General features: G+C 29.5%; 22 protein-coding genes. 8 read left to right on the plus strand and 14 right to left on the minus strand.

Translation table 11 applies throughout. The features are described from left to right. The 4 genes from CAMP5063_RS07280 to moaC form a co-directional block, all read right to left on the minus strand. Nucleotides 1-874 (minus strand): cache domain-containing protein (locus CAMP5063_RS07280; protein ID WP_337195082.1); only part of this gene is annotated, 874 nt, incomplete at its 3' end. Nucleotides 875-957: 83 nt separating this feature from the next. Further along, nucleotides 958-2,088, minus strand: a complete 1,131-nt coding sequence (locus tag CAMP5063_RS07285; RefSeq protein ID WP_133319953.1) for a hypothetical protein — start codon at nt 2,086-2,088, stop codon at nt 958-960. A 12-nt stretch (nt 2,089-2,100) separates the two neighbouring features. After that, nucleotides 2,101-2,364 (minus strand): HP0495 family protein, encoded by a 264-nt coding sequence (locus tag CAMP5063_RS07290; RefSeq protein ID WP_133319952.1) that lies wholly within the window; start codon nt 2,362-2,364, stop codon nt 2,101-2,103. After that, nucleotides 2,342-2,815, minus strand: coding sequence for a cyclic pyranopterin monophosphate synthase MoaC (gene moaC, locus CAMP5063_RS07295; protein ID WP_133319951.1), 474 nt, complete (start codon nt 2,813-2,815; stop codon nt 2,342-2,344). Before moaC ends, CAMP5063_RS07290 begins: the two co-directional genes overlap by 23 nt. Nucleotides 2,816-2,902: 87 nt before the next feature. Here moaC and CAMP5063_RS07300 point away from each other — a divergent pair, with 87 nt between their 5' ends. Next, complete coding sequence (locus CAMP5063_RS07300; RefSeq protein ID WP_133319950.1) at nt 2,903-3,064, plus strand: highly acidic protein; 162 nt, start codon at nt 2,903-2,905, stop codon at nt 3,062-3,064. 2 nt (nt 3,065-3,066) lie between these two features. Further along, complete coding sequence (locus tag CAMP5063_RS07305) at nt 3,067-4,377, plus strand: MFS transporter (protein ID WP_337195083.1); 1,311 nt, start codon at nt 3,067-3,069, stop codon at nt 4,375-4,377. On the opposite strand, the gene CAMP5063_RS07310 is transcribed toward CAMP5063_RS07305, so the two are convergent. Next, nucleotides 4,346-4,822 carry a cysteine permease gene (locus CAMP5063_RS07310; protein WP_263659937.1) on the minus strand — a complete coding sequence of 159 codons (477 nt, stop codon included), beginning with the start codon at nt 4,820-4,822 and terminating at the stop codon, nt 4,346-4,348. The genes CAMP5063_RS07305 and CAMP5063_RS07310 overlap by 32 nt on opposite strands. A 109-nt stretch (nt 4,823-4,931) precedes the next feature. On the opposite strand from CAMP5063_RS07310, the gene CAMP5063_RS07315 reads away from it, so the two are divergent. Further along, a complete protein-coding gene (locus CAMP5063_RS07315; protein ID WP_263671114.1) occupies nt 4,932-5,324 on the plus strand; it encodes a group III truncated hemoglobin in 393 nt (130 codons plus the stop codon). A gap of 6 nt (nt 5,325-5,330) precedes the next feature. Here CAMP5063_RS07315 and CAMP5063_RS07320 read toward each other — a convergent pair whose 3' ends face one another. The 4 genes from CAMP5063_RS07320 to recA all read right to left on the minus strand — a co-directional run bounded on the left by CAMP5063_RS07320 (nt 5,331) and on the right by recA (nt 8,560). Beyond that, nucleotides 5,331-6,014, minus strand: a complete 684-nt coding sequence (locus CAMP5063_RS07320; protein ID WP_133319946.1) for an AMIN domain-containing protein — start codon at nt 6,012-6,014, stop codon at nt 5,331-5,333. Then, nucleotides 6,004-6,180 carry a hypothetical protein gene (locus CAMP5063_RS07325; protein WP_259443318.1) on the minus strand — a complete coding sequence of 59 codons (177 nt, stop codon included), beginning with the start codon at nt 6,178-6,180 and terminating at the stop codon, nt 6,004-6,006. Before CAMP5063_RS07325 ends, CAMP5063_RS07320 begins: the two co-directional genes overlap by 11 nt. A 101-nt stretch (nt 6,181-6,281) precedes the next feature. Then, nucleotides 6,282-7,526, minus strand: a complete 1,245-nt coding sequence (gene eno / locus CAMP5063_RS07330; RefSeq protein ID WP_337195084.1) for a phosphopyruvate hydratase — start codon at nt 7,524-7,526, stop codon at nt 6,282-6,284. Then, entirely contained in the window at nt 7,526-8,560 is a 1,035-nt protein-coding gene (gene recA, locus CAMP5063_RS07335) for a recombinase RecA (RefSeq protein WP_087700900.1), read from the minus strand. The genes eno and recA overlap by 1 nt, the downstream gene beginning before the upstream one ends. A 109-nt stretch (nt 8,561-8,669) precedes the next feature. Here recA and CAMP5063_RS07340 point away from each other — a divergent pair, with 109 nt between their 5' ends. From CAMP5063_RS07340 to CAMP5063_RS07350, 3 genes are read left to right on the plus strand one after another with little or no spacing between them, the layout of a single operon-like run. Further along, nucleotides 8,670-9,533 (plus strand): menaquinone biosynthesis family protein, encoded by an 864-nt coding sequence (locus CAMP5063_RS07340; RefSeq protein ID WP_337195085.1) that lies wholly within the window; start codon nt 8,670-8,672, stop codon nt 9,531-9,533. A 27-nt stretch (nt 9,534-9,560) separates the two neighbouring features. Next, nucleotides 9,561-9,827 carry a flagellar biosynthesis protein FliQ gene (gene fliQ, locus CAMP5063_RS07345; protein ID WP_012660903.1) on the plus strand — a complete coding sequence of 89 codons (267 nt, stop codon included), beginning with the start codon at nt 9,561-9,563 and terminating at the stop codon, nt 9,825-9,827. Next, nucleotides 9,824-10,600 (plus strand): UDP-N-acetylmuramate dehydrogenase, encoded by a 777-nt coding sequence (locus tag CAMP5063_RS07350; protein ID WP_263666931.1) that lies wholly within the window; start codon nt 9,824-9,826, stop codon nt 10,598-10,600. The genes fliQ and CAMP5063_RS07350 overlap by 4 nt, the downstream gene beginning before the upstream one ends. Here the strand turns inward: CAMP5063_RS07350 and CAMP5063_RS07355 are convergent. From CAMP5063_RS07355 to topA, 5 genes are read right to left on the minus strand one after another with little or no spacing between them, the layout of a single operon-like run. Then, nucleotides 10,593-11,243, minus strand: a complete 651-nt coding sequence (locus tag CAMP5063_RS07355) for a hypothetical protein (protein WP_337195086.1) — start codon at nt 11,241-11,243, stop codon at nt 10,593-10,595. The two genes, CAMP5063_RS07350 and CAMP5063_RS07355, sit on opposite strands and share 8 nt — an antisense overlap. Continuing rightward, a complete protein-coding gene (locus CAMP5063_RS07360) occupies nt 11,243-12,001 on the minus strand; it encodes a 3'(2'),5'-bisphosphate nucleotidase CysQ family protein (protein ID WP_263673382.1) in 759 nt (252 codons plus the stop codon). Before CAMP5063_RS07360 ends, CAMP5063_RS07355 begins: the two co-directional genes overlap by 1 nt. Nucleotides 12,002-12,040: 39 nt before the next feature. After that, nucleotides 12,041-13,219, minus strand: a complete 1,179-nt coding sequence (locus CAMP5063_RS07365; protein WP_337195087.1) for a cation:proton antiporter — start codon at nt 13,217-13,219, stop codon at nt 12,041-12,043. Then, on the minus strand, nt 13,200-14,036 hold the full coding sequence (locus CAMP5063_RS07370) for a biotin synthase (protein ID WP_039627786.1): 837 nt from the start codon (nt 14,034-14,036) through the stop codon (nt 13,200-13,202). The genes CAMP5063_RS07365 and CAMP5063_RS07370 overlap by 20 nt, the downstream gene beginning before the upstream one ends. After that, a complete protein-coding gene (gene topA / locus CAMP5063_RS07375; protein WP_442863215.1) occupies nt 14,036-16,120 on the minus strand; it encodes a type I DNA topoisomerase in 2,085 nt (694 codons plus the stop codon). The genes CAMP5063_RS07370 and topA overlap by 1 nt, the downstream gene beginning before the upstream one ends. Before the next feature lie 130 nt (nt 16,121-16,250). Between topA and CAMP5063_RS07380 the strand changes: the two genes are divergently transcribed. Both CAMP5063_RS07380 and CAMP5063_RS07385 read left to right on the plus strand, forming a co-directional pair. Continuing rightward, nucleotides 16,251-17,963 (plus strand): motility associated factor glycosyltransferase family protein, encoded by a 1,713-nt coding sequence (locus tag CAMP5063_RS07380; RefSeq protein ID WP_263673380.1) that lies wholly within the window; start codon nt 16,251-16,253, stop codon nt 17,961-17,963. A 74-nt stretch (nt 17,964-18,037) separates the two neighbouring features. Next, nucleotides 18,038-18,910: flagellin N-terminal helical domain-containing protein (locus CAMP5063_RS07385; RefSeq protein ID WP_337195088.1), on the plus strand; the 873-nt coding region annotated here is incomplete at its 3' end.

The raw sequence follows: 18,910 nt of genomic DNA on the forward strand, positions 1-18,910 counted from the left end.
TGATAACACTTAAGGCAACCATGATACTTACAACAATTGTTTGTATTGTTGCTGTTTTGAAAATAGGCTCATTTATAACATCAGCACTTTCGGTGCTACAAACAAGGTAAGAAGATATTTTAGCACATATACCTAGCCTTTCTTTTCCTTTTAATCCATATTCAAAGAAAGAATAATCACCATTTTGTTTGTGTGCATTTAATACCGGTCCATGATCTACCGATGGATCTAATAACTGTTTGTTTTTAGCAACAAATATCTTTCCATTTTCATCAAATAAAAAGCTATTACCAGGCATATTTTCAAAATTTTCTTGAAGCTCTTTTACTGGAATATCAACCCCAATAATTCCTACAAAATTACCATTTTTATATATAGATTTAGTATATGTTATTACATATTGATTTGTTGCTTTATCAATATAAGGAGAAGTGATGAAAATATCTTTATTTTCTTTGGCTCCAATATACCATGGTCTAGTTCTAGCATCATAGTTGATATTTTGTCCATAAATTTCGATATTTTTATTATTTTTATCACTAGTATCATTACTTACAAGATTTTCTCCATTATCTAAACTTATAAAAGCAGATAAAACTCCAGAAGCTTTTCTATATGATTTTAAAATAGAGCCAACATTATCTATCAAAGCTTGTTCGGAATTTAATTTTTCATATGGAAATTCCAAAATTGTTTTTTCCAAATTTAAAATTAAATCACTATTGTGCTTTCGAAATGTTTCTAAAGAAGTTCGAGCAACTTGTAAAATATCATTTTGCCTTTTTAGCTCATTATCATAAAGGTATGTTTTGGTAAAGTAAAAACTTAACACACCTAAAATAATCAAACTTAGTGCAGTGAAAAAATTTGCCATTAAAGACAATTTAACTTTCAAAGTGTTAAACATAATTTCCTCCGTATTTTATTTTTGTAATTTTAATTTTTAAAAATTAATTATCAATTAATATTTTTTTTAATTAATTTTTTTGCTTTTTCCCACAATCTTACTCCCAATTCTTTTGCATTGTTTTTATCTAAATTTTTATATTTATGGCTTGCGAGTTTTTCGAGTTCATTTAACTCTTTAGCTAAAATATTGAGTTTGCTTTGTGCTAGCTTGCTAAAATCATCAATTTTTGGATTTTGTTTAATTTCATTAATTTTGATAAGAATTTGCTCTCTGTTTTCTTGTATTAAGCGTTTAAATTTGGCAAATAAAGTGTCAAATTTATTTTCTAATAAATCTTTAAGTATATCTTTTACGGGATTATTAAATTCTAATGATATTTTTTTAAGCATTTGGATAAATTCTTGCTCTATGTCTATAAGCTCTTTTTCTTTATTTTTTAAATCATGTTCTAAAGCGCTATATGCAAAGCTTGATTTAAATTTTTCAATCGCTAAAGAAATTCCTTCTTGTGTCCCATAAATACTTCCTATACATAAATCATAAGCAAAAGCCTTTGATTCGTTAGCAAGTTCAAAAGCAGCATTTAAAACTACTTGGGATATTTTTAAAATTCTTTCTTTTTCAAAGCTTCCTTCACAAATTGCATTAAATACAAGGTTTTTAGCGATTTCACAAGATGTAAGTTCTATGTTTTCACCTTTTTCTAAAGTTGTGATAAAAGCACTCTCGGCAGTTTCTTTTAAAAGGCCTAGTATTTCTATATCATAAAGCATTGCATCATTGATACTTATATTAAATTCATTTAAATTTAAATCTTTTAAAGTCTTTTCTAAATCAAAAAAGTTATCGCAAATTTTATGTTTAATGGTGTTTTTTTGTTCTTCTATTTTTACTTTTAATTTGCCATATTCGTTAATATAAACAAAAAATGCTTTTTTATCTTCTTCAACTCTAGCTTTAATAATACCTTGGATTATTTTGGAAATATTTTCTTCATTTATAAGTCCAAGTTTTTCTAATACTTTAGAAAAGATAGCAAAAAGCTCTTCATTGCTAGTATTTTCAAAACTAATTTTTTTATAACTTAGATTAAAAACAAGCTCACTAATTAAGTTTGGAATTTCATTTTTTTCACAAGCTAAGAGAGAATTTTCAAAAATTATGGCTAAATTTTTCATATTTTTCCTTTTTTATAATACAAATTTCGCTTTACTTTTTAATTGATTAAAAATATTTAAACGATCATCTTTACTATCGACATAAACACTTAAAAGATAACTTTTATATGTTCCTTGTTTGCTAGTATTTGAGATTTTATATTTAAATTCTCTTTCATTGAGTATTTGGGTGAAAATTTCTAAAGCATCAACTTCAGCTTCAAAAACGACTTTATAATCCCAAAAAGTAGGGTAGTTTATAATAGGTTCTTTTTTAAGATCGCAGATATTTACCACTTTTTCCTCCTTCTTTGCTTTCTAAAACTATATCAGTAATTTGCATACTTTTATCAATAGCTTTAACCATATCATAAATAGTTAAAAGCCCAATACTAACAGCTGTTAAGCTTTCCATTTCAACCCCTGTTTTTCCTTCGCATTTTACGGTTACAAAGAGTTGAAAAGAACATTCTTCTTTGTTTTCTTCTATATGGGTTTGTACTTTTGAGATCATTAAAGGATGACACATTGGGATAAGATTTGAAGTTTGTTTAGCTCCCATGATGGCTGCTGTGATGGCAGTTTGTAAAACAGGCCCTTTTTTAGCTTTGTTTTCAATGATAGCTTCAAATGCTTCTTTACTCATGTATATTTTACCGCTTGCACAAGCTTCTCTTTGGGTAATATCTTTTTGACTTACATCTACCATTTTGGGGTGATTTTTTTCATCTAAATGCGTTAAATTCATATTTTTCCTTAAGTAAAGTTTGAAAAATTATACCAAAATGTATATTTTTATATTAAAATACTACTAAAAAATTTTAAAGGATTTGCAATGGCTTATGATGATGAAGAATTTGAAAATTATGATGATGAAATGTATGATGAAGCAGATGATGATACTTATGCAAATAATCAAAGATCATATAATTATGATGATGATGATTATGAATACGATGATGATTATAGTGATGATGATACTTATGAGATGGATTAATCGTGGGTAAAAATCTTACTAAAAAAGACATAAAAGTTTTGAGTCTTTCTTCTTTGGGAGGGACTTTAGAATTTTACGATTTTATCATTTTTGTATTTTTTGCAAGTTATATTTCTAAAAATTTTTTTCCTGAAGATTTAAGTCCATTTTGGAAAATGTTTAATACTTATGGAATTTTTGCCGCAGGATATTTAGCTAGACCACTTGGTGGTATAATCATGGCACATTTTGGCGATAAATTTGGTCGTAAAAAAATGTTTATGCTTAGTATTTTACTGATGGTTGTGCCAACTTTTATGCTCGCTTTTATACCTACTTATGAAAGCATAGGATATTTATGTATAGTATTTTTAATATTTGTAAGGATTTGTCAAGGTATAGCTATAGGTGGGGAATTACCTGGTGCTTGGGTTTTTGTTTTTGAGCATGCTCCAAATGGACAAAAACGCACTTATCTTGGATTTTTAACAGCTTCTGTAGTAGGTGGAATTTTGCTTGGAAGTTTTGTATTTTTAATGATGAATAAGTTTTTTACACAAGAAGAACTTTATGAATGGGCCTGGAGAATTCCATTTTTCTTAGGAGGAATTTTTGGGATTATTTCTGCTTATTTGCGTAAATTTTTACAAGAAACACCTGTTTTTGAACAAATGAAAAAAGATAAGGTTTTAGAAAAATTCCCTCTAAAAGAAGTATTTAAAAAAGCTAAGCTGGGCGTTGTACTTTCTATGTTGATAACTTGGGTTTTGACGGCTTGTATTGTTGTGATGATTTTAACTATACCTTCTTTTATGGCAAAAATGTTAAATATTGATGCAAGCGTTCAAACTTACATACAAATGCTTGGTATAGTTTTGCTTGTAATTGGTTGTATATTAAGTGGAATTTTGGCTGATAAAATAGGTATAGTAAAAGCTTGTATGATTTTTTCGCTAGGATTTTTCTTAACTTGTTTATTTTATTTTAACGCTCTTTATACTAAAACACCTGATTTTAATTTAGTGAGTGTGTACTATTTAAGTGCTTGCTTTTTTACTGGAGTGATGAATTTTTGTCCTTTGATGATGAGTGAGGTATTTGATGCTAAGGTTAAATTTTCAGGGCTTAGTTTTTCTTATAATATAGCTTATGCAATAGCTGGTGGGTTTACTCCGCAACTTGCTTTATTTTTACACACTATTGCTTTGGGAAATTTAGAAAATATTGCTCGTTTTTCTTTAGGATTTTATATGTTTGCTATGGCTATAATTTCGCTTGTTTGTGCTTTGATATTTAAATATCTTAGTAATACCCAACGCACATACTCTCAGTGATTTTAATGCGTTTTTCCAAAGGAGTAGGACTGAAAAAATGGCATTTTTCGATATAAATATTATAACTATAATCTAAATTTAAAAAATCGTAAAATGCCTTTAAATTTACAAATTTAACCCCACAAACTTCTTTTATATCTAAGATTTTATAAATTTGAGAATTGTTTTTTTCTACCAAATGTGATGGAGCTAAAGTAGTAAATGAGCAAAAGGCACTTGCTAATACAAAGCCACTTAGATTTTCACATTTTTGTATAAGATGTTGGTGTTTTTGTAAAATACTTTTTTTATGTAAAAATACCACCCTTGTGCCTTGATAGCGTGCTGCCTGAACATTTTTCCAAAATTTATAAGCATTTTTAGAAATATTTGCTAATTGGTGTAATTGTATATTTAAAATATAATTATCCAAGAATTGATTGGGTGGTAAAATAGTATAAGTCATATTTTTTCTTTAAATTTGTTTTTATGATTATACTAAAAATTGACTTTTGTTTATATTTTTAATTTCTAAATTTAATACAATAAGCCAAAATTATTTTTTAAGGAAAAGTATGAAATTTGAAACTATTAATCATGATGGTATAAAAAAACTTATGGATGTTTTTTATGCAAAAGTTAGAATAGACAAGGATTTAGGGCCTATTTTTAATGAAAAAATTGGTATAGATGATGAGAGTTGGAAAAAACACAAAGAAAAAATAGCAAGTTTTTGGGCAGGGATGTTTTTAGGTGATCCAAGTTATAGCGGTTCTCCTTTGAGAGCTCATCATGAACTACCTTCATTTCCAAGAGAATTTTTTGATGTTTGGCTTAATCTGTTTGATGAGAGTTTGCAAGAAGTTTTTGAAGATGAACCAAGAAGTATTATTATAGAAAGAGCTAAAATGATAGCTCAAAGATTTCAAATGATTATTTATGATCACAGATTTCTTAAGAGTTTTTAAAAACTCTTAGCGATAGTTAAAGGTATGTAAATTTTCACCTTGAGAGTATTTATAACTATATTTTCCATCAAGATAAATTACCAAACGATAATATCCTTTATGTGATCCAAATACAACTTTTCTAACATGAGCAGTATTAACTTGTAAAGTTTTTGTGTTGAAATTTTGCTTTTTAGCAAAATCTATAATGATTTTAGTTGGATCTCCTATAGATAAATGTCTTAGCATTCTATCTTCGGTTTTGATATTAATCTTATTGTTATAAAAGCTAATAGAAATAAAATTATAAATATTTCCACTAAAAATTGGTGTTTCAATGTTTAAAGTGGTATTGTTTTCTTCTGTTTTAGTGTTTTTTACCCCTTGTTCTTGTGGCACAGTAACAGAAACATCAAGTATAGGTGTGGCATTTGGACTTTTGGCTTTTATAAATGAGTAAGTATCATGCCAATTGATACTTTTGTATATATCTAGAGTAGTTTGCTCTTCAGAGCCATCAAGGTTAATGTAGGTAATGGTAATATTTTTTAAAATTCTTGCATCAGAATTAAAAGTAAAATCCTGTCTTTGAAAAGGACTAAGTTTTACAAACTCGGTGTTTTGTTGTTCTGAGTTATTGTCAAAAGGATTATCTTTTGCATTTAAAAATACACAGGATAATAAAAATAGTAAAAAAAATTTAATTCTCATGCGAATTTTCTCCTTTAAGTCTTAAAAGCTGTAAGTATTCTTTTTGAGCTTGGGCATTTTTAGCTTTTAAGGTTATTATGTTTTTCTCTAAAATTTTTTGCTCCTCTTTAAGCGATAATAAAACATCTAAAGAGGATTTGCCAAAAAACATATTACCAAAATACATAGCAACAATAATAGCTACAAATGATAATGCAATAGTTTTTATTAGATGATGATGAGCCTCTTTCTTTTTAGAATGCTCATCATACTCTTTTAATAAATCACTCAGAGCTTATCTCCTAAATACTCATCATTATCAAGTTCGATTTCTAACAAACGATTATATTTAGCTGTTCTTTCACCTCTTGCTAGAGCTCCTGTTTTGATTTGTCCTGTATTAAGCGCTACTGCAAAATCAGCTATAAAAGCATCTTCGCTTTCCCCACTTCTATGACTCATAATACATCTGTAATTATTTCTATGAGCTAGTCTTACTGTTCTCATAGTTTGAGTGATTGTTCCGATTTGATTAGGCTTGATTAATACAGCATTTGCCATATTTTTCATGATACCTTCTCTTAAAATATCTTCATTAGTTACAAACAAATCATCACCCACAAGTTGAATTTTATTACCAAGCTTTTGAGTGAGTTTAATCCAACCTTCATAATCATCTTCAGCCAAACCATCTTCAATACTAAAAATAGGATATTTAGCACATAATTCTTCATAGCGAGCAATCAAGTCTTCACTTGAGAAAACTTTACCCTCTAAATGGTATTTACCATCTTTATAAAGCTCACTACTTGCTACATCTAGCGCTAGTTTGATTTTATTTTCATAGCCTGCTTTTTTAATACAAGTTATTAAAAGATCAAGAGGTTCAGTGTTGTTTGCTAAATTTGGCGCAAAACCACCCTCGTCGCCTAAAGCAGTAGAGTGACCTAGATTAGCTAATTCTTTTTTTAATACTGCATAAATTTCACAAACTGATCTTAATGCTTCTTTAAAGCTTGAAAAACCAAAAGGCATAATCATAAATTCTTGAAAATCTACGCTATTGTTTGCATGTGCACCACCGTTGATGATATTACACATTGGCACAGGTAATACACTTGCATTTGCTCCACCTAAGTAGCGATATAAAGGCACACCTAGCGCATTAGCAGCAGCGCGTGCTGTTGCCATAGAAATTCCTAAAGTTGCATTTGCTCCTAGATTAGAGTAGTTTTTTGTGCCATCAAGCTCTAAAAGAGTATTATCTAGTTGGGTTTGATTAAAAGCATCAAGCCCTATAATATTTTCAGCTATGGTGCCATTGATATTTTCAATCGCTTTTAAAACACCTTTTCCGCCAAATCTCTCATCATTGTCTCTTAATTCTAAAGCTTCTTTTTTTCCTGTGCTTGCACCACTTGGAACGATAGCACTGCCAACACTGCCATCGCTTAGCATGATTTCAGCTTTAATGGTAGGATTACCTCTACTATCTAAAACTTCAAAAGCTCTTAAATCTTCAATAATCAACATTATTCTTCTCCTTCATCGTCTTCTTTTGCGCCCAAAATCATACTATCTATACCGATTGAGTTTTGTATAGCTTGAGTAATTTCATCTGCAATAGCTGGATTTTCTTTTAAAAAGGCTTTAGCATTTTCTCTACCTTGACCAAGTTTAGAAGCCTTGTAAGAAAACCATGCACCACTTTTATCAATAATATCAAGTTTTACACCATAATCTATTAGCTCACCTTCACGACTTACACCCTCACCAAACATCACATCAAATTCAGCTTGTTTAAAAGGAGGGGCTACTTTGTTTTTAGCCACTTTTACTTTAACACGGTTTCCAATAGGCTCATCATTTTGTTTTAAGGTGGCTGTTTTTCTTACATCTAAACGCACTGAAGCATAAAATTTTAAAGCATTTCCGCCGGTAGTTGTTTCAGGAGTGCCATAGCCCATCATGCCTATTTTCATACGAATTTGATTGATGAAAATTACAGTAGTGTTCATTTTATGAACGATACCGGTTAATTTTCTTAAAGCTTGACTCATTAATCTTGCTTGAAGACCTACATGTTGATCCCCCATATCACCTTCGATTTCTGCTTTTGGGGTAAGTGCAGCAACGCTATCTACCACTATTAGATCAATGGCTCCACTTCTTGCTATAGTTTCAACGATTTCTAAGGCTTGTTCTCCAAAATCTGGTTGAGAGATGTAAAGATTTTCTGTATCAACACCTAAATTTTTTGCATATCTTACATCAAGAGCGTGTTCAGCATCAATAAACGCACAAACTCCACCTTTTTTTTGACATTCTGCTATGATGTGTAAGGTAAGTGTAGTTTTACCTGAACTTTCAGGTCCATAAATTTCTATAATTCTTCCTTTTGGAACCCCACCAATTCCTAAAGCTAAATCAAGTCCAACAGAACCTGTAGGAATAGAATCAATTTTTTCAACTTCTTTATCGCCAAGTCTTAAAATAGTACCTTTTCCAAAGGTTTTATCAAGACTTTTTAAGGCTGCATCAAGTGATTTTCTTTTATTATCATCCATGCTTGTTAATCCTTTTATAATATGTTTAAAATTGTATCAAAAAGAAATTTAATATAAGTTTTTATTTTGAATTTTGCTAAAATACTTTTTTAGATTTTTAAGGAAAAAAATGAATAAAAGAATTAGCGTAGCACACTCTCCTGATGCTGATGATATTTTTATGTATATGGCGATTAAATTTGGTTGGGTTGGAAATGCTTATGAGTATGAAAATACAGCCTTGGATATACAAACTTTAAATGAGCTTGCATTGGAAAATATATACGATGTTAGTGCGATATCTTTTGCACTTTATCCTTTAATAGCTAGTGAATATGCTTTATTAAAAACTGCTGTGAGTTTTGGTGAGGGTTATGGGCCAAAGCTTATTAAGAAAAAGAATAAAAAATTAAAGCTAAATTTTAAAGTTGCTTTAAGTGGAGCACACACTACTAATGCTTTAATCTTTCGCATAAAATATCCACAAGCTAGAATAATTTATAAGAATTTTTTAGAGATTGAAAAGGCTGTTTTAGAAGATGAAGTTGATGCGGGAGTGCTTATACATGAGAGCATTTTAGAATTTGATTCTAGTTTGTGTGTTGAGGCTGAACTTTGGGATATTTGGCAAGAATTAGCAAAAAATGATTTACCTTTACCTTTAGGTGGTATGGCCCTTAGAAGGTCTTTACCGCTTAGTGATGCAATAGCGGTTGAAAAAGATTTGATTAAAGCAGTAGAAGTAGCCGATCATAATAGAAAAATCTTAGCCTCCATGCTTTTAGAGCGTAATTTAATACGCGTTGATGCACAAAAACTTGATGTGTATTTAAATTTATATGCAAATAAAAACTCTATTAATATGAATGATAAACAATACAATGCCATAGATAAGCTTTTTGAGCTTGGATATAATCATGGATTTTATGAGAAGTTAATAAAAAGTAAAGATCATCTTATCCCTAGTGAGTATGAAGAATTTAGAAATTCTTGATAGAATTTAAATTTTTAAGGAGAAAATATGGAAAGTACTTTAGTAGCCTTGGGTGTACAAACTTTTAAAATCACACTTATGCTTTCTTTACCTATGCTTTTAGCAGGGCTTATTGCAGGGCTTATTATAAGTATTTTTCAAGCTGTAACGCAAATTAACGAAGCCACGCTTTCTTTTGTGCCAAAAATTTTACTTGTTGTTGTGGTAATAGTATTTTTAATGCCTTGGATGATAAGTTCTATGATTGATTTTACAACTAATATTTTAAATCAAATTCCAAGCTTTATTAGATGATTATTGATTTTTCTAAGTATTCTTCTGTGCGTATAGGTGAGAGCTTTGAAGTGCAAATACTTGAAGAGCCTTGCGAATTTGATGGTTTTTTAATAGGTGGGGCAAATAATCTTTTAATCTCTCCAAAACCCAAAAAACTTGGAATTTTAGGGAAAAGTTTTGATTATATTAAAATTTTAGAGCAAAATGAAAAAGGTATGTTTTTAGAGATAGGCTCTAGCGTGAAATCTTTTAAAATATATCATTTTGCTAAAGAAAATAACTTAAAAGGTTTTGAGTTTTTAAGAAATATCCCAGGGACTTTGGGCGGTATTTTAAAAATGAATGCAGGATTAAAAGATGAGGATATTAGCAAAAATTTAATTAGTATTTGTACTTTTAATCAAGAAATTTTAAAACAAAATATTGCTTTTGCTTATAGGTTTAATCCTATTAAAGAAGTGATGTTTAGCGCGAAGTTTTTTTTAGAATATGGATTTGACCCAGTTAAAGATGAGCTTTTAAAAAATGCAAGAAAAAATCAACCCAAAGGTGCTAGCTTTGGCTCTATTTTTAAAAATCCCAAAAACGATCATGCAGGAAGGTTGATAGAAGCAGTTAATCTTAAAGGTTTTAGCAAAAATGATGCGATGTTTAGCAATGAACATGCAAATTTTTTAATCAATAAAAAACATGCTAGTTTTGATGATGCTTTATTTTTGATAGAGCTTGCTAAAAAAAGAGTTTTTGAAGAATTTGGGATTGTTTTAGAAGAAGAAGTGGTAATTATATAGTATTTTTAATATCTTCATAAACAATTTTAGCTATTTCATGGACTAATTCTTGATAAGATTTATTTTTATCATTTGTGCTAAATTGAGTATTGATAGTAAGGATTTTATGATCTTTTAGTTTTTTTGTTTTGGCATTAAAAAGTTTGTATTCTATGTCGGCTTTGACTTCAAAATTGGAAAAAAGCAAGAAATTTTGTTGGCTTGCTTGAATGCTTTTTAAATCTAGCAAAATAATAAAATCAGCCTTTTTGAAACGATTAAATTCTAAAAACTCACTTGCATCGATGAAATTTTTATTTGTTTGTAAGATATTTTGGCTATTGATATAAGTTTGATTTTCTTTTTGACTAAGTAAGACAAAATTATTTTGCTCATTTAAAATAGCACTTAATGCTTTTAGTGTGTCTTTTGCCATGCTTTTAGCATCGATTTTTAAATTTGAAAAATAAAAATTATATTCTTTTTCATAGCTTGGCACTAAAGCTAAGGTGCTAATGTGTGAGAGTTTATCATAATTTATATCTTGATCAAGATTGATGATATTAAAATCATCATTATTTTGTAATTTGATGATTTTTTTATTTGCAAAAGAATTAGCATAAATAGCACTTAAAAAACACAAAAACACCAAAAAAAATCTCACTAAAAACCTTTTAATTTAAATTCATTCTTAGCAAAAGCTATAAAACTTGGAAGTTTAAAATCAGGACTATTGTAGTTTAAGGCCTTTTTATCAAAATCGTATAAAATTCCACCATTTTGTTTGACTAAAAAATCTCCTGCAGCTATATCCCAAGCTTTTGGGCCACCAAAACGCGGGTAAATTCCAGCTTTTGCTTCAAGTAAATATACAAACTTTAAAGCAGATGAAACCTTAATGCCTTCAAGATGATTTTGAATAAAAAAATCTTCATTATTATCATGATTTTTAGAGTAAAGGGCTATATTTTTAACCTTTTCGTATTGCTCTAAACTAAGATTTAAAATTTCATTATTTTTATAAACTTTAGTATGGGTATGTGCATAATAAAATGCATTATTTTCCACATCGCCTATAAGCGAAAGCACAGGAGTGTTTTTATGGATTAATGCGATTAAAACACAATATTCTTTATCTTTTTTAGCATAAGATTTAGTGCCATCAAGAGGATCTATTAGCCAAAAATACTCTAAATTTTTTCTTTCTTCATAAGAAAGTATATTTTCTTCAGAGCATATAGCTATATCACTTGAAGCTAAAATTTCACTAATAGCTTCATTAGATTTTATATCAGCTAAACCTACTGGGGAATCATCATCTTTAAACCATAAGGTATTTTTGTCTTTATATTCAAGCAATACCTTAGAGGCTTCCTTGCCTGCTTTTAAGGCTAATTCTAAAAGTGTGTCTAAATTTTTCATAAGAAAATTATAGCAAGTGAAAATAAATACTTAGTAGAGTTATTTTCTACTAAGATTATTGATAAATTTTATTAAGCTAATAGCTAAAATTGCTTCAAGTAAAGCAGTAAGCACTAATCCTGAGTATATATCTTGAGTGATAATATTGGTTTGATAAGAAAGCGTAGCTATTGCGATAAGTAAGGTTAGTGGCATAGAATGGCTTAAGCCAAATAAAAAGGTATTTTTTAAACCAAGTATTTTTACAAAAGTCATAGCGCAAAGTATTCTTAGTCCTATCATAAAGATAGTTAGTGAAAAAGCTATGATTAAAACTTGAGGGTTTAAAAGCATTTGGAGTTTAAAGCTTGAACCTATATAAATGAAAAATATAGGGATTAAAAAGCCATAACCAAAACTAGAAAGTTTATGCTCTAAGTCTTTTTTATGATCAAAAAAAGTAGCTATAAATGAACCCGCTATAAAAGCTCCAAGTGCAACTTCAAGTTTAAAATAAATCATAATTGCAACTATGGCTATGAAAATTGCCATGCAAAATCTTATATCTTTTTCATTTTGATCTTGCCAAGGCATGAGTATGGTTTTAAGTTGTGGATACCACCAAAAAAGTACTTCTAAAAATTTAAATCCAAAAATACAAAGTGCTAAAAAGCCCACTAGGTATAATAAATTTTGAGTGAGTGAGAAAAGATCAGCACCTTTTCCCAAAAATGCCGCAGCTATGGTAAGCAAAACTATGCTCACAACTTCAGCTAAAGTGGCTACCACCATGGATACATTTAGCCACTCGCAATTTTTTCCAAAGTCTCTATAAAGCGTTGAGAGCAAACCCACACTCATAACAGGTATGATAATGACAAAAATATAAGAAATATCTATACTTTCAACCGCTAAAACGCTAAAAACATATAAAAGTATGATGTAAATAAAAGCTTTATTAAGTAAGCTTCTTTCGGTTTTTAAAAAGGTTTTAAGATTGATTTCCATCCCTGCTATAAACATAAGATAGTAAAATCCTGCATTAGCCAAAAGCTTAAAATTCTCACTTTCTCCTATAAAACCTAAAAATCCTATAAAAGAGCCAAGCATAATTTCAGTGGCTGAAAGTGGGAGTTTTAAAAATTTAGCAATATAAGGTGAAGTAAGCAAACATCCTGCTACGACTAATAAAATTTTTAAATCCGTAGCAGCTTGAGCATCAATGGCATGAGCTAGCAAAGCTAAATCCCATTTGTTTTAGTTTTTGTATATCTTTGCTAGGTTCTTCGCCTTTAGTTGTAAGATAATCACCTACTACTATAGCACTAGCTCCTGCGTCAAAAATTTCATATTGTCTTTCTTTTAGCACTACTTCTCTACCACCTGCTACCATGATATGTGCATTTGGTAAATCTTTTTTAGTGTCTTTGATGATATTTAACGCCTCATCAGCATTTAATAAGTTTTGCTTGAGCTTTAAATTTTCATTTGGTATGAAAAAATTAATAGGCGAGGAAAAAGGATCAAGCTCTTTTAAACTTGTTCTAAAACTTTTTCTATCGGCTTCACTTTCTCCAAGACCATAAATTCCGCCACAGCAAAGCATTAAACCTGCTTCTTTAGCATAAAGATTAGTTTGAAATCTTTGCTCCCAAGTATGCGTAGAGCATATGTTTGGAAAAAATTCTTTAGAAGTTTCTAGATTATGATTATAAGAAAAAATTCCTGCTTTTTTTAATTCTTTGAGTTGTTCTAAATTTGCTATGCCATTGCAAGCTATGAGTAAAAGTCCTTCTACTTCTTTTTGCACTGCATGAGCTACTTTGCACACATACTCAAGTTTTTCATCATCAAGTCCAGCGCCTGCTGTAACTAAACAAAAACCTAAAGCTTCGTTTTTCTTAGCTATTTTAGCTTCTAAAACAATTTGATCTATATCTTTTCTTTTGTATTTGTTGATATTAGTTTTTACATGAGCGCTTTGAGTGCAGTATTTACAATCTTCCCCGCACCCTCCACTTGCTATATTAGATATAGCACAAAGCATAATTTGCATTAAATTTCCTTTTTGATTTTGCATTTTAAGCACTCTAAAAATGTGCCTTTTTTAAGCTCTTTGATAATCAAAGTTTCACCACATTTGCTACATTTTTCTTCACTTGGTTTGTATTTGCTTATATAGTTGCATTTTGGATAAGCACTACATCCATAAAATTTACCACGCTTAGAAAAACGCTCCACGATCTCGCCTTCTTGACAGCTTGGGCATTTCACGCCTATGGTATTGAGTTTTTTCTCGCTTTTTTCTTCATTTTGTGTTTCTTGTTTTAAATTTCTTGAGTATTTACATTTTGGAAAATTTAAACAAGCTATAAATTCTCCATATCTTCCTTTTCTTATAGCAAGCTCTCCACCACAATCAGGGCAGGTTTCATCTAGCTTTGTGAAAGTTTTTTGGCTTTTTATATTTTTTTTACCTTCATCAATTTTTCTCATAAAAGGAAAATAAAACTCTCTTAAAACTTCTTGCCAGTCCATTTTGCCTTCTGCAATGATATCAAGTTTATCTTCCATTTTAGAAGTAAAATCACTATCTACTATATCGCTAAAGTTTTGTTCTAAAACTTCTGTTACAACAAAGGCTATTTCATTAGGTATGATTTGCTTTTTATCTATACGCACATATTCTCTTGTACTAAGTAAAGAGATGGTTGGAGCATAAGTAGAAGGGCGTCCTATGCCAAGATTTTCTAACTTTTTAACAAGCCCAGCTTCAGAATATCTTGAAGGTGGCTCGGTAAAATGCGAGTTTAATTCTATATTTTGTATATTTAGTATATCTTCTAGTTTTAAATTAGGTAAAATTTTATCTTTATCCATATCTCCATATACTTTATAATGCCCATCAAATAAAATTTTTCTACCGCTTATTTTAAAACTTGCTTCATTTGATTTTGCATAGACATTTTGAGTTTGAGATATAGCAGGATTCATTTGTGAAGCTAAAAAGCGATTATATATTAAAGTATATAATCTTGCTTCATCTTTTTCTAAAAATTCACTTGCAAGTTTTGGCGTAAAGCTAAGATTAGTCGGTCTTATAGCTTCGTGTGCTTCTTGAGCGCCTTTGCTTTTAGTGGTATAAATATTTGCTTTACTTGGTAAGTATTCTTTGCCAAAATCATTTTTGATGAGTTTTCTTACTTCTTCTAAAGCTTCTTTTGCGATGTTTAAGCTGTCAGTTCTCATATAAGTAATCACACCCATAATACCTTGATGGGTTTTTACACCCTCGTAAAGTTTTTGAGCAATCATCATGGTTTTTTTAGGGTTAAAACCTAGGCGATTGCTCGCGCTTTGTTGCAAGGTTGAAGTCATAAAAGGTGCTTGTGGAGCTATTTTTCTATCTTTACTTTCTATATCTTTTATTTTAAAGTTAGCATTTTTGCAAGCTTCAAAGATGAGTTTGGCTCTATCTTCGTTAGTTAGACTTAGTTTTTCTATTTTTTGATTTTGAAATTCGACTAATTCGGCTTGCAAGTCTTTTTCAAAAATCATATCTATACTAAAGTATTTTAAAGGAATAAAAGCTTTTATTTCTCTTTCTCTATCGACGATGATTTTTAAAGCCGCGCTTTGCACACGCCCTGCGCTTAAGCCTTTTTGGATTTTTTGATTTAGTAAAGGACTTAATTTATAGCCTACTATGCGATCAAGTAAGCGTCTAGTTTGTTGGGCATTGACGCTATTTACATTTAAAGATCTTGGGTTTTTTAAAGCATTTTCTATAGCGCTTTTAGTAATCTCATGAAAAACTATGCGTGGTAGGGAATTTTCATCTTTATTAATAGCCTTAGCTATATGATAAGCTATGGCTTCACCCTCACGATCCTCATCGGTTGCAAGGTAGATGGTTTTAGCTTTTTTAGCCTTTTCTTTGAGTTCTTTTACTAAACTTGAATGATCATTTGAAATTCTATATTCTGGTTTAAAATTTTCATCTTCTATTTTTATACCAAAGCTAGTTTTAGGTAAATCTCTAATGTGGCCTTTAGAAGCTATTACTTCATAGTCTTTACCTAGAAAATTACCTATGGTTTTAGCTTTAGCAGGTGATTCTACTATGATTAAATTTTTCATTATTTTCCTTATAAGGATTAAAATTAGTAAAAGTGTATAAAAAAAAGTTAAATTTTTTGCTTAGATGGATTTTTAAATAAAATGCAATTAATGATATAATTTTCTATAATTAAATTTCATAGGATATAAAATGTTTTTGCAAAAAAACTTACAAGCTTTAGAATTTACCAATAAACCATTACAAGAAAAAATTCTATCTTTAAAAGAAGAATTTATCGAAATCTTTCCAAGTCAAACACCCTTTGTGCCTTCAAAAGATGATTTAATAAAACCTAATATATTTTTTTGCGGTATAGGAGATGGACTTTTTTTAAAAAAGCTTATTAATAAACATATTTTTATTTTTGATAAAGCAGAATTTTTTGCTAATGTTTTAAGCAAGATGGATTTGAGACAAGAGCTTTCAAGCGGAAAAATATATCTTTGTGATGTAGAAGAGAAAAGATTAGAAGAGTATCTTGTTTTGCTTTTTTCACAAAAAGATTGTTTTGAGTATTTAGGGCTTTTTAAACTTTTACCTTATAGTGAATTTTATAACAATAGTCCTATGTTTGATTTTGTGTATCAAAAGTGCTTAGATGTGATAAAAAGAGTGGTGGGAAATGTTGATACAAGTTTTACTATGGATGCTAAAATTTATAAACAATTTTTATCTAACATACCTTTAGTCTTAAAAAATACTCCTTTTCAAAGATTTATTTATGAAAATAAAGGAAGAAATAAAAGTGTTATTGTGGTGTGCGCAGGTCCTTCTTTAAATAAACAACTTAAGCTTTTAAAAACTTGTCAAGATGATTATGTGATATTTGCTTTAGATGCTACTTATAAAACTTTACTTAAGAATGAAATTTATCCTGATTTTGTTTTTTCTATGGATATTTACGAAGAATGTGCAAGTTTTTATGAAAATTTACCACAAAGCAAAAAAGAACCCATTTATATTATAAATGCTGCTGTAGATAAAGCTTTAATGCAAATTTTAGAAAATAAAAATCCAAAAATTTTTATTTTAAAAAATTTAGATTATCAACAAAAATTTAATTTAAATGATTTTGGTTATTTAGATATTGGTATCAATGTGGCTCATTTTGCTTATAATTTTGCTATAGCTTTGGGATTTACTAATGTAATCATGATAGGACAAGATTTGGCTTTTAGTGATAGTGGAAAATCTCACGCAGATGCAGCTAACTTTACTTTTCGTGATGAGGAAAAAGCTCAACACGATGCTACTAAATTAAATGTTTTGTCTTATGGAAAGAAAGGGTTTATTCAAACAAATATAGGCTGGGATGAATTTAGAAAACGATTAGAAGTTTTATTTTTATCTCATCCTGATGTTAAATTTTACAATGCCACAGAAGGTGGAGCTTTTATAGATTATACCATAGAGATACCTTTTGAAAAGGTTTTAGCACTATATAAAGATAAAAAACAAGATTATGTATTTCCAAATGTTTTAAGTATTAATAGGCAAGAAAAATTATTAAAAAAATCTTTGGAAATTTTACAAAAAGATTATTTAGAGTTAAATGCTTTACATCAAAAAGCAAAAGATCTTTTAGTAATTTTGCAAAATCAAAATGCAGTTTTTGATGAGCAAGTATCAAAGTTTATTTTTGATTTTAATGATTTATTAGATAATGCAAAAATTTTACAAAGTTTTATGTATAAACCATTATTTTATCATAGGGGCTTTTTTAATGTGAGTTTATATCAAGAGTCTCAAAATGCTTTATCAAGTTATGTAGATTTTTTAAAAATATTTTTAGAAATTGCAGCGTTAAGTTTAGCAAGTATAGAAAATTCTATAAATGAATATAAAAATATCTTAAAAGTATAAATTTTTTTATCATTTTTTCGATATAGCTTAAACAACTGCATGGAAGCGGTTGAATTTATTTAAAAGGATTTAAAATGGGATTTCGTATAAATACTAATGTGGCATCTTTAAATGCTCAAAACAACGCAAATTTAAACTCAAGAGCATTAGATAGCTCTCTAAGCAGATTAAGTTCAGGTCTTAGAATCAACTCTGCAGCAGATGATGCTTCAGGTATGGCTATAGCAGATAGCTTAAGATCACAAGCTAATACTTTAGGTCAAGCTATAAGCAATGGTAATGATGCTTTAGGTATTTTACAAACAGCTGATAAGGCTATGGATGAGCAGCTTAAAATCTTAGATACTATCAAAGTAAAAGCTACTCAAGCAGCACAAGATGGACAAACTACCAAAACAAGAAATATGCTTCAAGCTGATATAAATCGTTTGATGGAGCAACTTGATAATATTGCAAATCAAACTTCATTCAATGGAAAGCAGTTATTAAGTGGTGGTTTTGTAAATCAAGAATTCCAAGTAGGTGCACAGTCAAATCAATCTATCAAAGCAAGCATTGGTTCAACTCAAAGCTCTAAAATAGGTGTAACTAGATTTGAAACAGGTTCTCAAGCTAAAAGTAGCGGTGTAGCTCAACTTACTATTAAAAATTATAATGGTATAGATGATTTTAAATTCCAACCTGTAGTGATTTCTACTTCAGTAGGAACAGGACTTGGTGCTTTGGCTGAAGAGATTAATAGAGTTTCTGATATCACAGGTGTTAGAGCAAATTTCTTAGTTGAAACTACAGGTGCTGGTAATATTAAGGCAGGCAAAACTGATCAAGATTTTGCTATTAATGGAGTAAAAATTGGTGAAGTTGAGTATAAAGATGGTGATGAAAATGGAGCCTTGATTTCAGCAATTAACTCAGTTAAAGATACCACAGGGGTAGAAGCTTCTAAA

Origin of the sequence: Campylobacter sp. RM5063, assembly GCF_024723655.1 — a bacterium.
In the GTDB taxonomy this organism is placed as follows: domain Bacteria; phylum Campylobacterota; class Campylobacteria; order Campylobacterales; family Campylobacteraceae; genus Campylobacter_D; species Campylobacter_D lari_D.